We start from the raw sequence: 13,268 nt of genomic DNA on the forward strand, positions 1-13,268 counted from the left end.
CCCGGGTACCCCCACCGATCCCCCCCCGCCCCGGCCACTCCCCGCGTCGGCGGCTTGTGCCGCGCGGGCCGGGGCTGCCCCCGGTGCCCGGCGGAGCCGGGTTTCCTGGGGCGCCGCCCCAGACCCCGCGCCTCAAACGCCGGCGAGGCTGGGTGTGCCCCGGCGGGGCCTCAAACGCCGGCGAGGCTAAAGTTGCCCGGCGGGGCCCCGGCGGGGCTGCATTTACGCCCGGCCAGGGTATGGGCCGAGTGCCGACCCCCGATGGCGGCGCCCGCCCCGGCGGAGCAGCGTGGTGGGCAACTGCCCCGTCTCCCCGCCCCGAGGTCCGCCCATGGCCCCGAACCCCGTCGCGGCGCCGAGCCCGCCCGATGCCCCGCACCAGCCCGCCGCTGGCGCGGGGCGCCGGCCGGATCTCCTGCGGCTCGTACCAGTGGCCGCCGCGTACGCCCTCGCACAGCTCGTGCCAACGGTGGGCACCGGGCTCGGCTGGGACGAGACCGTGTACGTCAGCCAGGTCTCCCGCGACGCGCCCCCCGCGTTCTTCAGCGCCCCCCGCGCACGCGGGATCACCTTCCTCGTCGCCCCCGTCGCGGCGCTGACCTCGTCCGTACCGGTCCTGCGGATCTACCTGGCCCTGCTGGCGGCGGCCGCTCTCCTGCTCTGCCTGTGGGTGTGGCGGCGGCTGCTCCCCGCGCCGGTGCCCGCGCTCGCCGGAGCCCTCTTCGCCGGTCTGTGGACGACCCTCTTCTACGGGCCGCAGGCCATGCCCAACCTCTGGGTGGCCTTCGGGGCGCTCTTCGCCGTCGGCTGCTTCCTGCGGGCCGCCCGCGACCCGGGCGACCGCACCGCGCTCGCCGGCCTCGCCGCCGGTGTGTGCCTGGCCGCGCTCATGCGGCCCTCCGACGCGGTCTGGCTCGTCGTGGTCCTGGCGTGCGCGGTGGCGGTGGTTCCGGACTGGCGGCGGCCCGCGCTCGCCGTGGCGCCCGTCGTCGGCGCCGTGATCGGCGGCGCCGAGTGGGCCGTCGAGGCCCACGTCCGCTACGGCGGCCTGTTCACCCGGCTGCACCGCGCCGGCGAGATCCAGGGCGGCCTGGGCTGGAATCCCGCCTTCGGCGACCACCTGCGCGCCCTCGCCGGCCGTACCCTCTGCCGCCCCTGCGACGTCCCCTGGACCACCACCACCCCGGTCACCGGGCTGTGGTGGCTGGCGCTGCCGCTGCTCACCGCGGGCGGTCTGATCGTCGCGTACCGCGGCGAGCGTCGGCTGCTGCGCCCCCTGCTCCTGGCCACGGTGGCCGGGACGGCGCTGGCGGCGCCGTACCTGCTGCTGGTCGGGTACGCCGCACCGCGCTTCCTGCTGCCCGCGTACGCGCTGCTCGCGCTGCCGGTGGCGCTGTGCCTGTCCCGGCTGTTCGCCGCGGCCCGCGCCCGCCCCCTCGCCCTCACCGCGCTCTGCCTGGCGCTGGCCGGGCACCTCGTGCTGCAGCTGCTGATCACCGCCACGGTGGCGGCCCGTGGCCGGGCCACCCGTACCGCCTTCACCGCCGTGACCGAGGAGCTGCGCCGCCAGGGGGTGCGCCCGCCGTGCGTGGTCAGCGGGGAGGAGGCCGTCCGCGTCGCGTTCCGGGCGGGATGCGCCTCCCGCCAGGTCTACGGCGGCCACGACGGCAGCATCACCCCCGCCGGACTCGTCGCCCTCGCGGGGACCCGGCCGGTGGCGGTACTGGTGGCGGGGAACGCCGCTCCCCCGCCCTGGGCCCGCGACTGGCGGCTCCACCCCCTGCCGGATCTGCCGGGCCTGCCCGGCTGCCGCGCCTACCTGGCGCCCACGGCGCGGCCCGGGGGTCCATGACCTATGCCGAGGCCCGTGCCGTCGACGTCGCCGTGACGGCCTCGGTGAGCCGGCCGTCCGTCATGGTCGCCGTACGGTCCATCCGCTCCAGGTGGGCGTGGTCGTGGGTGACCAGCACGGTGGCCGTGGAGCGCTCGCGGGTCAGGGTGACCAGGAGGTCGAGTACGGCGGCGCCGCGCTCGTGGTCGAGGGCGCTGGTCGGCTCGTCGACGAGCAGCACGGCGGGCTCGTTCATCAGGGCGCGGGCGATGTTCACGCGCTGGCGCTGGCCGCCGGAGAGCTGGTGCGGGCGTTTGTCGGCCTTGTCGGCCAGACCCACCGCGTCCAGCAGCTCCAGCGCGCGGCGGCGTAGCCGCCCGGAGGGGCGGCCGCAGACGTGGGCCATGACCTGGAGCTGTTCGGCGGCGGTGAGGGAGGCCAGCAGGTTCGGCTGCTGGAAGACGATGCCGATCTTCTCGCGGCGCAGGGCCGACTTCTCGGCGGCGCTGAGCTCCGAGGTGGCCCGGCCGGCCACCACCACCTGCCCGGAGTCGGGCGTGACGAGGGTGGCGGCGACGGCGAGCAGGCTGGATTTGCCGGAACCGGAGGGTCCGATCACCGCCGTCAGGGTGCCCGCGGGCACCTCCAGACTGACCGCGTCCAGCGCGGTGAGCCGGGTGTCGCCGTCCGGGTAGGTGAGCGTGACGTCGTGCACGAGCAGGGTCATCGAGCGCTCCCGAGGGCGGTCAGGGGATCGACGGCGGTGATCCGCCGGATGGACAGGGCCGCGCCCAGCGCGCCGAGCACGATCATGATCGCGGCGGGGACGAGCACGGTGGCGGCGTCGAGTACGAAGGGCACGTCGCCGCCGCTGATCAGCGCGCCGAAGCCGGCGGCGAGGGCCGTGCCGAGTCCGGCGCCGAGGGCGAGCATCACCACGGCCTGGCCGAGGGCATCCCCCAGGAGATACGGAGTGGAGGCACCCAGTGCCTTGAGGACGGCGATGTCACCGCTCCGCTGGATCGTCCACACCGTGAAGAAGGCCCCTATGACCAGCGCGGAGATGACGAACAGGAACCCGCGCATCAGCTGGAGCGAGCCGTTCTCAGCCTGGTACGACCCTATGGCGCCGAGGGCCTCCTCGACGGTCCGGGCCTTGGTGGCGGCGGCCTCGTCACCGGCGGCGAGGTCGGCGGAGCCGGTCGCGTCCAGGGCGATCACGGTGGCGAGGGTGTCGGTGGAGGTACCGGGGTTGCCGATCCGCTGCCAGTCGTTCAGGTCCATCCAGACGACCGGGGTGTGGCTGTAGGCGGCGGTGCCGGAGACGGCGGCCACCTCCAGTTCCAGGGACCCGACCCGGAGCGTGCCGCCCGCCGTGAGCCCGCCGAGTTCCGCGGCGGCCTTCTCGGTGAGGACCACCCGGCCCTGGGCGAGGCCGCCGCCGCGCGGCTCCAGCGTCCCGGACGGCTCCACGCCGAACACGGAGACGGCGGCGGTGCGCTCACCGGCGACGGCGTTGGTGGTGCGGATGCCGAGCGGCTCCGCCGCCTTCACCCCGGACCGCTCGCGCCAGGCCCGCCAGGCGGCCTCGGGTACCTGGGAGTTGGTGAACGACACCTTCTGGTCCCCGGCCGGCGCGGCGAAGGCCAGATGCGTGGCGGGCAGTCCGGTGATGGCCGAGATGTTCTCCCGGGCCAGTCCGGAAGTGAGCCCGGACAGTAGGCCGACCAGCAGCGTGATCAGCAGGACGACCGAGCCCATGAGGGCGAACCGGCCTTTGGCGAACCGTAGATCTCTCCATGCGACGAACATGTCCCTCACCTTGGCCTTCCGCGCGGGCCCTGGACATCGCGCCACGGGAGCGATCCTGGTATCGAAGGACGCAGCCCGAGATCAAACTTTTGGTTGACCGGGGCCGACCGGGACCCACTTACGCTGGTCAGGCCATGTCTGTTCTCCCGGAATCCCTCCGCTCGCGTCCCTCCGGCCCGTCCCGCCCCACCCACCCCACCGGCCCCACCCGCCCCACCGGCCTGACCCGTCCGTTGACGCCCGTCTCGCGCGTGCTGCGCCTGTGCCTGCACGCGCTGTTCCTCGGGCTGCTCGCGCTGGCCGCCGGCCGGGCCGTCGCCGACTCCGCGCCGCGCGCCGGGTGGGTCGTCGCCGTGTGCGCGGTCCTGGCCGCCGGGTACCTGGGCGGGGTGCTGACACCCGCCGTGCGCCGTTCGCCGCGCGCCGGGGCGCTCTGGCTGGCGGGGCTCGGCGCGGCCTGGGCGGGGCTGCTCGCGCTCTCCTCCGACGGGCTGTGGCTCGCCTTCCCGCTGTACTTCCTGGAGCTGCGCCTGCTGCGGCCGCGCTGGGCCGTCCCGGCCGTCGCGGTGACCGCGTGCGCGGCGATCGGCGCCTTCTTCGGACACAGCTTCTTCGGACACAGCTTCTTCGAACACAGCGGCCCGGCGCACAGCGGCGCGGTGACCCCGGGCCCGTTCCTGGGGCCGCTGCTCGGCGGGGCCGTGGCGGTGGCGACCGTACTGGGGTACGAGGCGCTGTACCGGGAGAGCGAGCGCCGCCGGGAGCTGATCGAGGAGCTCATCGCGACGCGGGCCGAGCTGGCCGCCGTCGAGCACGGCGCCGGGATCCTGGCGGAGCGGGAGCGGTTGGCGCGCGAGATCCACGACACCCTGGCCCAGGGGCTCTCGTCGATCCAGCTGCTGCTGCGGGCGGCGGAGCGGACGCTCGCGCGGGACGCGCCGGCCCTGCCCCACATCGCCCGGGCCCGCGAGGCCGCGCAGGAGAACCTCGCCGAGGCACGGCGCTTCGTACGGGCCCTCACGCCGCCGGACCTGGAACACGGATCGCTCGCGGCGGCACTGGAACGGCTGTGCGCGGGGGTGCGGGGGCCGAGGGTCCGCTTCTCGCTGAGCGGCACCCCGTGCGCGCTGCCCACCCCCTACGAGGTGGCCCTGCTGCGGATCGCCCAGTCGGCGCTGGCCAATGTGGTGCGGCACGCGGCGGCGGAGCGCGCCGAGATCACGCTGACCTTCATGGACTCCTCGGTCACGCTGGACATCATGGACGACGGGAAGGGCTTCGTCCTCCCCGCCCTTCCCGCGCGGGAAGGGCGGGAGGGCGGGTTCGGCCTGCCGGCGATGCGCTCGCGGGCCGAGAGTCTGGGCGGGCTGTTCACCGTCGAATCCGCCCAGGGCCAGGGCACCGCCGTGGCCGTCGCCCTGCCGTTGCCCGTGGAGGCCCCCTGATGACGATCCGGCTGCTGCTGGCCGACGACCATCCGGTGGTCCGGGCGGGGCTGCGCGCGGTGCTGGACACCGAACCGGACTTCGCGGTGGTCGCGGAGGCCGCGACCGCCGAGCGGGCGGTCGAGCTGGCCGCGTCGGAGCCGGTGGACGTGGTGCTGATGGACCTCCAGTTCGGGCCGGGCATGCACGGCTCGGCGGCGACGCGGCTGATCACGGACCTGCCGCGGGCGCCCCGGGTCCTGGTCCTGACCACGTACGACACGGACGCGGACATCCTGGCGGCGGTCGAGGCGGGGGCCTCGGGCTACTTGCTGAAGGACGCCCCGCCGGAGGAGCTGGCGGCCGCGGTCCGGACGGCGGCCGCCGGGCAGTCGGCGCTGGCCCCGGCGGTCGCGCTGCGCCTGATGGACCGGATGCGGACCCCGGCGGCGGCGCTGACCAAGCGGGAGCTGGAGGTGCTCCAGCTGGTCGCGGACGGGCTGTCGAACCAGCAGATCTCGAAGAAGCTCTTCCTCAGCCAGGCCACGGTGAAGTCCCACCTGGTGCACGTCTACGCGAAGCTCGGCGTCGACTCCCGCACCGCCGCGGTCGCCGCCGCCGCCACCCGCCGCCTGATCCGCACGCCGTAGCCGCCGCGAGGGGTGGGGCCGGCCCCCGTACGGATGCACCGCCGGGCCGGGTAGGCGGGTAGGTACGCCTGGACAGCGCCTACGCCACCCAGTGCGGCCGCTCGACCGCCGGGGTCAGCGGTACGCCGTCGTGGAAGGCGGCCGCGAGCCGCCGGACCGCGTCGTCCAGCACGTCCGCGCCCAGCGTGTACGGGATCCGCAGCCGGTGTTCGAACGTCCCCGGGTCCACGCCGAACCGGGCCCCCCGGCCGATGTTCACCCCGGCCGCCGCCGCCCGTTCCGCGAGCGCGGAGCTGACCGGCTCCCCGAGGTCCACCCAGAGCGAGAGCCCGCCCGGCGGAAGCTGCCAGGACCATTCGGGGGTGTACCGCTGGAGCGCCCGTACCAGCGCCTCCCGCCGGCCCCGCAGCTGCTCCAGCCGCACGGGGAGCGAGCGGTCCAGCCCGTCCAGCAGCGGGAGGGCCACCAGCTGGTCCAGGACCGACCCTGTCATGTCCGCCGCCACCCGGACCGACGTCAGCTCCGTGATCATCTTGGCGGTGGCCCGGATCCACCCCACCCTCAGCCCGCCCCAGTGGGTCTTGCTCAGCGACCCGATGGTCACCACGTGGTCCGCGCCGCCCCTCGGGGCCAGCGAGGCCAGCGGCGCCGGGGGCGGCACGTCCAGCGCGATGTCGGCGATGGTCTCGTCCACGACCAGCCACGTCCCGGTCCGGCGGGTCGCCGCCAGCAGCCGCAGCCGCTGCTCCCGCGGCATCAGCGCCCCGGTGGGGTTGTGGAAGTCGGGGATCACGTAGGCCAGCCTCGGCACGGTCTGCCGCAGGGTGGACTCGGCTATCTCCATGTCCCAGCCGGCGTCGGAGACGGCGATCGACCCGGCGCGCAGCCTGGCGTGGCGCAGCGCGTCCAGGGCGTTGGCGTAGGTGGGGTTCTCGGTGACCACCCGGTCCCCCGGCCGGCACAGCAGGCTCACGACCAGCGCGAACGCCTGCTGGGCGCCCGCCGTGACCAGGATCTGCTCGGGCCGCGTCGGCAGCCCGCGCCGGGTGAACCGGTCGGCGATGGCGGTGCGCAGGTCCGGCAGCCCGAACGGGAGGTAGCCGGGGTTCCGCGCCAGCCCGGGCAGCCGGGGCGCGGCCCAGGCCAACGCGTCGGTGAGGCTCCCGTCCGGCGCCCCCATGGCGGCGATGGCGAGGTCGATCCCCGGCTCCCCGTCGGCGCGGTAGCCTCCGGCGCCGACGAGCATGTGCGTGCCGACGGGGGCGTGGCCGTCGGGGAGTTCGGTCCAGGTGCCGGAGCCGCGCCGGCTGCGCACGTACCCGCTCTCGCGCAGTAGGTCGTACGCCCCGGTGACGGTGGCCCGGCTGGCGCCGACCGCCTCGGCGAGCTCGCGCTCGGCGGGCAGCCGTACGTGCAGGGCGATCCGGCCGTCGAGGATCAGGGTCCGGACGGCGTCGGCGAGCGTCCGGTAGCCGGGGCGGGCCAGCACCTCGGCGGGCAGCATGGCCGCGAGCTGGCGGCTGCCGATGATTCTGTCCGCTGTCTGGACCACTCGCCCGTTTGCCATGCCAACCTCCCCTGATTGGCTCTGCCTGCCAGGCCAATCAGGGACCAGACTCGCGGTATTGGCCCCCGATTGGCAAGGAGACGCCGAGATGTTGACCGACCGCGACGAACGCGCACTGCTGGCTGCCGCCGAGAACCGGATCTCCGAGCCGCTGCGGATCGGGGCCGCGCTGGCGGCCGTACGGCGCGCTCTGGCGCGGCGGCCCGCCCGGGCGGCGGACGGGCGGGAACCGCACGGGCGGGAACAGGACGGGCGAGAATCGGTGTCATGTCAGCAGCAGCCACCACAGACCACGCCCGCCGCCCCGCTGCCCCAGTGATCGCGGGCCTGCTCCTCGCGGCCGGGGGCGGCCGCCGGCTCGGCGGACGCCCCAAGGCCCTGCTCCCCTACCGGGGCCGCCCCCTCGTCGAGAACGCCGTACGGGTGCTGCGCGAGGCCGGATGCGGCCCGCTGCACGTGGTGCTCGGCGCCTCGGCCGCCGAGGTCCGCGAGCGCGCCGACCTCACGGGCTGCGTGGTCGTGGACAACCCGGACTGGGCCGAGGGCATGGGCTCCTCACTGCGCGTCGGCCTCGCCTCGCTGGCCGGTACGGAGGCCCACGCGGCCCTGGTCTCCCTGGTGGACCAGCCGGGCATCGGGCCTGCGGCGGTGGCCCGGGTCCGCGAGGCGTACCGCTCCCCCGCGAGCCTGGTGGCGGCCTCGTACGACGGGGAGCGCGGGCATCCGGTGCTGTTCGGCGCGGACCGCTGGGCCGACATCGCGGCGACGGCGACCGGGGACAAGGGCGCGCGGGTGCACCTGACACGCCACGCCGCCGATCTGATGCTGGTGGAGTGCGGGGACATCGCGGAGGCCTTCGACATCGACACCCCCGCCGACCTGGCACGCCTTGCCTGAGCGGGGCGTGACGGCCATGGCACTGAGGGCCACCGGACGTCAAAATCTGTTGACTCGGAGAATCTCGACATCAACAAACCATTGAACTTCCACCATGAGGAAATTACTATCCACTGGTCAGAAGCGCCCTGAACCACAGACGGCGCCCGCGACCGTATTCCGGAACTCTCCACACCCGACGGCACTGCGTGCCGTCTCGCGCGAGCATTCCCCCGCGGCCGCCAGGCACCGCCGCTGAAGGAGTGACAGATATGTCCGCACCAGCGCCGTCCCCGCTGGCCATCGTCGACGCCGAGCCCCTGCCGCGGCAGGACGAAGTCCTCACCGAAGCGGCTCTCGCCTTCGTGACGGAACTCCACCGGCGGTTCGGCCCCCGCCGGGCCGAACTCCTCGCCCGCCGCTCCGAGCGGCGCGCCGAGATCGCCCGCACCTCCCACCTCGACTTCCTCCCGGACACCGCACAGGTCCGCGAGGGCGAGTGGAAGGTGGCCCCGGCCCCGGCCGCACTGCTGGACCGCCGCGTGGAGATCACCGGTCCGACGGACCGCAAGATGACCATCAACGCCCTGAACTCGGGCGCCAAGGTCTGGCTCGCCGACTTCGAGGACGCCTCCGCTCCCACCTGGGAGAACGTAGTCCTCGGCCAGCTCAACCTGATCGACGCCTACGAGCGCCGCATCGACTTCACCGACCCGCGCACGGGCAAGGCGTACGCCCTGAAGCCCGCCGACCAGCTCGCCACCGTCGTGATGCGGCCCCGCGGCTGGCACCTGGAGGAGCGCCACCTCCGGATCGACGGCGGCCCGGCCTCCGGCTCGCTCGTGGACTTCGGCCTGTACTTCTTCCACAACGCGCGGCGCCTGATCGACCTCGGCAAGGGCCCGTACTTCTACCTGCCGAAGACGGAGTCGCACCTGGAGGCGCGCCTCTGGAACGACATCTTCGTCTTCGCCCAGGACTACGTCGGCATCCCGCAGGGCACGGTCCGCGCGACGGTCCTCATCGAGACCATCACCGCCGCGTACGAGATGGAGGAGATCCTCTACGAGCTGCGCGACCACGCGGCGGGCCTGAACGCCGGGCGCTGGGACTACCTGTTCTCCATCGTCAAGAACTTCCGTGACGGCGGCGAGAAGTTCGTCCTGCCGGACCGCAACGCGGTCACGATGACCGCCCCGTTCATGCGGGCGTACACCGAACTCCTCGTCCGCACCTGCCACAAGCGCGGCGCGCACGCCATCGGCGGCATGGCGGCCTTCATCCCGTCCCGCAAGGACGCCGAGGCCAACAAGGTGGCGTTCGAGAAGGTCAAGGCCGACAAGGACCGCGAGGCCGGCGACGGGTTCGACGGCTCCTGGGTCGCCCACCCCGACCTGGTCCCGATCGCGATGGCCTCCTTCGACGCGGTGCTCGGCGACAAGCCGAACCAGAAGGACCGGCTCCGCGAGGACGTCTCCGTGGCCCCGGGCGACCTGATCGCGATCGACTCCCTGGACGCGAAGCCGACCTACGAGGGCCTGCGCAACGCGGTCCAGGTCGGCATCCGCTACATCGAGGCCTGGCTGCGCGGCCTGGGCGCCGTCGGCATCTTCGGCCTGATGGAGGACGCGGCCACCGCCGAGATCTCGCGCTCGCAGATCTGGCAGTGGATCAACGCCGGTGTCGTCTTCGAGAACGGCCTGCGGGCCACCGCCGAGCTGACCCGCGAGATCGCCGCCGAGGAACTGGCCGCCATCCGCGCCGAGGTCGGCGAGGAGGCCTTCGCGGCCGGCAAGTGGCAGCAGGCCCACGACCTCCTGCTCCAGGTCTCGCTCGACGCCGACTACGCCGACTTCCTCACGCTGCCCGCGTACGACCAGCTCGTCGGCTGACACACCCCGTCTTCGGCTGAAACGCACAGCAGCCGAACACCCGCGGCGAACACAGCTCCGCCCCCTGGCCCGCAACGGCCCGGGGGCGGAGCTGTTTCGTGCGAGATGCCCGTCAGGCGCCGGCGGCCGGGCAGGGCCTCGCGGGATCCCCGGCCGGTACGAGCCGCACCTGGTCCGTCCGCTCCTTCAGCAGGGCGTCGGTGCCGGTGTTCCAGAGCAGGGCCACGTCATCGGCCACGCCGAAGAACAGGTACGCCCGGCCCGGGTCGAGCAGGCCTCCCTCGGCGTTGAGCTCGGCGAGGGGCACGGTCGGCTGCACGCACATCCACTCCGGCTCCACCCCGAAGTACGGGGGTGCCGCGCGGCGGTGTTCGGCGGCGGCCTTCGTCCGCGCGACGGCCCGCGAGGCGTTGTCGAGGGCGAGGCCCGCCACCGAGGCGACGACGGCGATGTAGAGCAGGACGTACATGGCCGCGTTCAGGTACTCGCCGGGCCGGGTGAAGGCGAAGTGGAGGTGCTTGGCGATCCCCCACAGGGCCGGGCCCAGGAGCCCCACGCTGAGGTAGCCGAGCAGCTTCGCCCCGGCCGCCACCTGCCACAGTCCCGGGACGTCGAGCTCCTCCGGGGTGATGTCGAACGCGTCCCCGTACATGCCGTGCAGGACCGAACCGGAGGCGACGACCAGCCCGGTCGCCAGCGTCACCGCCAGCGGGACCGTGGCCGTGAGCCACTCCGACCAGGTGGTCCACTGGCGCACCAGCAGCCAGATGCCTACGACGGTCACCGGCACCACGACGGCGAACAGAACCTGGCGGGAGGTCCAGCCCGACGTCTGCGAGGCGGGCACCCCGAGGGCGAGCAGCAGCAGGACGGCCGCCGCGAGGCATCCGCCGGCAGCCCCCCACAGCCGGTGACGGCGCCCGCCCGAGGCGTGGAGCCGGCTCGCGCACAGCAGTCCCCGCACCAGGCACGCGGAGGCGACGGCGACCCACAGACCGCGCGCCGGACCGTCGGCCTCCTTGAAGAAGACGGCGGCGAAGGCCATGCCGACCAGCCACCCGACGGCCCGCGCCGCACGGCGCCCGAACTCGTCCTCGCGCAGCAGGTCCATGTCGCGCCGCCCGCGCCGGGGGGACATCCGTACGTCGAGGTCCGTGCGGGCGGCGGATCCTCCCGGCAGGCCCATCCGGGCGAGGCGTCTGGCCTCGGACGGCGTCCCGAGCGCGATCGACCCGGTGTCGTACTTGCCGCTCCCCTCCGCGGCACGGGCGCGGGCGCCGCCCGCGCGCCGGGGATCCGGACGGTGGGCCACCGTGTGGGAGCGGTACTCCTCCAGCTGCTCCCGGTCCGCGTCGACCAGCTCGGTGCGGCGTACGTACATCTCCAGGACGGCGGTCTTCGCCAGCCTTCGGACCCGCCAGCCCGCGGCGCGCTCGGTCCGCTGGTTCCGCGCCCCGAAGAACCGCACCTCCACGCAGAACAGCCGCGAGCGGGGATCTGCGGTCAGCACGCCGGCCGACGGTCCCTCGCCCCGGCCGAACTCGTCCACGACGGGCCAGCCCAGCTGTGCGAACTCCGCCCTGGCCTGCTCGAAGTCCCGCGGCTCTCCCCGCACTTCGACCAGCGCGAGGACGCGCTGGTCGTACCGCTTTCGGGTCATCGCCCCTCCCCCTCCGCGCATCCCCCTCCGCGCATCCGCGCGTCCCCGGACCGGTCCGGTGACCTTAGGCGGGCACCGTCGGGGCGGCAACCGGATTCGGCCAGGAGCCCGGGGAGTTCGGCGGCGGCCGAACGACCGGTCGGTCGTTACATCATCGTAATCTCCCGCTACCTGGCGGTAACAACGTGCGGCATGTCACCTTTCTGCTTGCCACCGGCCGGCGGTACCCCCACTTCCCCAGCCATGCCACGGAGTTGTCGCCGACTTCGGCATGGCCGAGCGCAGGAGTTCCGCCGTGATCGGATTCCGCAACGACAGCAAGAACCGGACCCGCGGTCGGGTGCGACGACTGGCCGGAGCAGGGATGGTTCTGCCGCTCGCCGTCGGCGCACTGGTGGCCGGCGGGGCCGGGACCTCGGTCGCCAGCCCCGGGACGGGACCCACCGCCGTGGTCTCCCTGGGCGACAGCTACATCTCCGGCGAGGCCGGGCGCTGGAAGGGCAACAGCCTGACCAACAGCGGGAACCGCACCGGGACCGACCGCGCATGGGTCACCGGGAGCACCTACGACCCCGCGAAGGTATACGGAACGACCGCCGGCGGATGTCACCGCTCGGATTCCGCCGAGGTGAGGAGCGCCGGGGCCGTCGCTGACGTCGCCGTGAACCTGGCCTGCTCCGGGGCCACTTCGGAGAACGTGTTCCGGGCGTCCAACGGCGGCGTCGCCTACAAGGGCGAGGCCCCGCAGGCCGATCAGCTCGCCGCCGTGGCCGCCAGCCACAACGTCAAGGTCATCGCCCTCTCCATCGGCGGGAACGACCTCGGCTTCGCCGACATCATCAAGGACTGCGCGTACGACTTCATCATCTGGAACTCGTACTGCTACGACGACCAGCAGGCCGGGGTCGATCAGAGGATCGACGGGGTGATGGCGAACGTCGGGAAGTCCGTGGACGAGATCCGCGCCGTGATGAGCGGGGCCGGTTACTCCGACTCCTCGTACCGGATCGTGCTCCAGTCGTACCCGTCACCCATCCCGCGCGGCGCGGAGAACCGGTACACCCAGAGCGACTGGAGCCGGCTCAACACCGGCGGCTGCCCGTTCTGGAACCGGGACTCGGACTGGGCGCGCGACTCCCTCGTACCGCAGATAGCCAATCGCCTCAAGGGAGTCGCGGCCGCCAAGGGCGTGCAGTTCCTGGACCTGCGGGACATGCTCCAGGGCCGCGAGGTGTGCGCGACGGCCAGCAAGCAGGTGACCTCCACGGTGCCCGCGTCGGCGAAGACGAGCGAGTGGGCGCGCTGGATCGACAGCAGTGAGACGCAGGGGCTCATCCAGGAGTCCATGCACCCGAACTACTTCGGGCAGCTGGCCGCCGGGCGCTGCCTCGCCCTGACCGTCGCGCAGCCGGCCACCTCCAACGTCGGCTGCAAGAACACCGCCGGGGCCGATCAGAGCGGGATGTACCTCTCCCCGCTCTCGTAGCGGCAGTACGGCGCGGCGCGGCGCGGTGTGGCCGGGAAACGCGGCCGGCGGCGGTGCGTACGTCACACCC

The 13,268-nt window shown here is 73.8% G+C and carries 11 protein-coding genes; 7 read left to right on the forward strand and 4 right to left on the reverse strand.

Features of this window, described 5'->3' with window-relative positions; translation table 11 throughout:
• Positions 1-331 precede the first annotated feature (331 nt).
• Entirely contained in the window at positions 332-1,852 is a 1,521-nt protein-coding gene (locus MTF65_RS22120) for a hypothetical protein (protein ID WP_243630644.1), read from the forward strand.
• A 1-nt stretch (position 1,853) separates the two neighbouring features.
• Here MTF65_RS22120 and MTF65_RS22125 read toward each other — a convergent pair whose 3' ends face one another.
• Both MTF65_RS22125 and MTF65_RS22130 read right to left on the reverse strand, forming a co-directional pair.
• Entirely contained in the window at positions 1,854-2,558 is a 705-nt protein-coding gene (locus tag MTF65_RS22125) for an ABC transporter ATP-binding protein (RefSeq protein ID WP_243630645.1), read from the reverse strand.
• The gene (locus tag MTF65_RS22130; RefSeq protein ID WP_243630646.1) at positions 2,555-3,643 is read right to left on the reverse strand and encodes an ABC transporter permease; all 1,089 of its coding nucleotides are present in this window, start codon (positions 3,641-3,643) and stop codon (positions 2,555-2,557) included. Before MTF65_RS22130 ends, MTF65_RS22125 begins: the two co-directional genes overlap by 4 nt.
• Before the next feature lie 134 nt (positions 3,644-3,777).
• Between MTF65_RS22130 and MTF65_RS22135 the strand changes: the two genes are divergently transcribed.
• Both MTF65_RS22135 and MTF65_RS22140 read left to right on the forward strand, forming a co-directional pair.
• A complete protein-coding gene (locus MTF65_RS22135; protein ID WP_243630647.1) occupies positions 3,778-5,088 on the forward strand; it encodes a sensor histidine kinase in 1,311 nt (436 codons plus the stop codon).
• Positions 5,088-5,717, forward strand: a complete 630-nt coding sequence (locus MTF65_RS22140; protein WP_243630648.1) for a response regulator transcription factor — start codon at positions 5,088-5,090, stop codon at positions 5,715-5,717. Before MTF65_RS22135 ends, MTF65_RS22140 begins: the two co-directional genes overlap by 1 nt.
• Before the next feature lie 79 nt (positions 5,718-5,796).
• Here the strand turns inward: MTF65_RS22140 and MTF65_RS22145 are convergent, their stop codons facing one another.
• On the reverse strand, positions 5,797-7,284 hold the full coding sequence (locus MTF65_RS22145) for a PLP-dependent aminotransferase family protein (protein WP_243630649.1): 1,488 nt from the start codon (positions 7,282-7,284) through the stop codon (positions 5,797-5,799).
• An 88-nt stretch (positions 7,285-7,372) separates the two neighbouring features.
• Here MTF65_RS22145 and MTF65_RS22150 point away from each other — a divergent pair, with 88 nt between their 5' ends.
• The 3 genes from MTF65_RS22150 to aceB all read left to right on the forward strand — a co-directional run bounded on the left by MTF65_RS22150 (position 7,373) and on the right by aceB (position 10,052).
• Positions 7,373-7,603: a hypothetical protein gene (locus tag MTF65_RS22150; RefSeq protein WP_243630650.1), complete on the forward strand. Its 231-nt coding sequence runs from the start codon at positions 7,373-7,375 to the stop codon at positions 7,601-7,603.
• Positions 7,552-8,181 (forward strand): NTP transferase domain-containing protein, encoded by a 630-nt coding sequence (locus tag MTF65_RS22155; RefSeq protein ID WP_243630651.1) that lies wholly within the window; start codon positions 7,552-7,554, stop codon positions 8,179-8,181. Before MTF65_RS22150 ends, MTF65_RS22155 begins: the two co-directional genes overlap by 52 nt.
• 251 nt (positions 8,182-8,432) lie before the next feature.
• Positions 8,433-10,052 carry a malate synthase A gene (aceB, locus tag MTF65_RS22160; protein ID WP_243630652.1) on the forward strand — a complete coding sequence of 540 codons (1,620 nt, stop codon included), beginning with the start codon at positions 8,433-8,435 and terminating at the stop codon, positions 10,050-10,052.
• A gap of 112 nt (positions 10,053-10,164) precedes the next feature.
• Here aceB and MTF65_RS22165 read toward each other — a convergent pair whose 3' ends face one another.
• A complete protein-coding gene (locus MTF65_RS22165) occupies positions 10,165-11,712 on the reverse strand; it encodes an NnrS multi-domain protein (protein WP_243630653.1) in 1,548 nt (515 codons plus the stop codon).
• A 295-nt stretch (positions 11,713-12,007) separates the two neighbouring features.
• Between MTF65_RS22165 and MTF65_RS22170 the strand changes: the two genes are divergently transcribed.
• Complete coding sequence (locus MTF65_RS22170) at positions 12,008-13,198, forward strand: GDSL-type esterase/lipase family protein (RefSeq protein ID WP_243630654.1); 1,191 nt, start codon at positions 12,008-12,010, stop codon at positions 13,196-13,198.
• Positions 13,199-13,268 lie beyond the last annotated feature (70 nt).

Source organism: Streptomyces sp. APSN-46.1 (assembly GCF_022815725.1).
Lineage (GTDB): Bacteria > Actinomycetota > Actinomycetes > Streptomycetales > Streptomycetaceae > Streptomyces.

What these genes read in the sequence shown, in the direction of transcription:
- MTF65_RS22120 (WP_243630644.1), top strand. Translation starts at nt 332, where the DNA reads ATGGCCCCGAACCCCGTCGCGGCGCCGAGCCCGCCCGATGCCCCGCAC.
- MTF65_RS22125 (WP_243630645.1), bottom strand. Translation starts at nt 2,558, where the DNA reads ATGACCCTGCTCGTGCACGACGTCACGCTCACCTACCCGGACGGCGAC.
- MTF65_RS22130 (WP_243630646.1), bottom strand. Translation starts at nt 3,643, where the DNA reads ATGTTCGTCGCATGGAGAGATCTACGGTTCGCCAAAGGCCGGTTCGCC.
- MTF65_RS22135 (WP_243630647.1), top strand. Translation starts at nt 3,778, where the DNA reads ATGTCTGTTCTCCCGGAATCCCTCCGCTCGCGTCCCTCCGGCCCGTCC.
- MTF65_RS22140 (WP_243630648.1), top strand. Translation starts at nt 5,088, where the DNA reads ATGACGATCCGGCTGCTGCTGGCCGACGACCATCCGGTGGTCCGGGCG.
- MTF65_RS22145 (WP_243630649.1), bottom strand. Translation starts at nt 7,284, where the DNA reads ATGGCAAACGGGCGAGTGGTCCAGACAGCGGACAGAATCATCGGCAGC.
- MTF65_RS22150 (WP_243630650.1), top strand. Translation starts at nt 7,373, where the DNA reads ATGTTGACCGACCGCGACGAACGCGCACTGCTGGCTGCCGCCGAGAAC.
- MTF65_RS22155 (WP_243630651.1), top strand. Translation starts at nt 7,552, where the DNA reads ATGTCAGCAGCAGCCACCACAGACCACGCCCGCCGCCCCGCTGCCCCA.
- aceB (WP_243630652.1), top strand. Translation starts at nt 8,433, where the DNA reads ATGTCCGCACCAGCGCCGTCCCCGCTGGCCATCGTCGACGCCGAGCCC.
- MTF65_RS22165 (WP_243630653.1), bottom strand. Translation starts at nt 11,712, where the DNA reads ATGACCCGAAAGCGGTACGACCAGCGCGTCCTCGCGCTGGTCGAAGTG.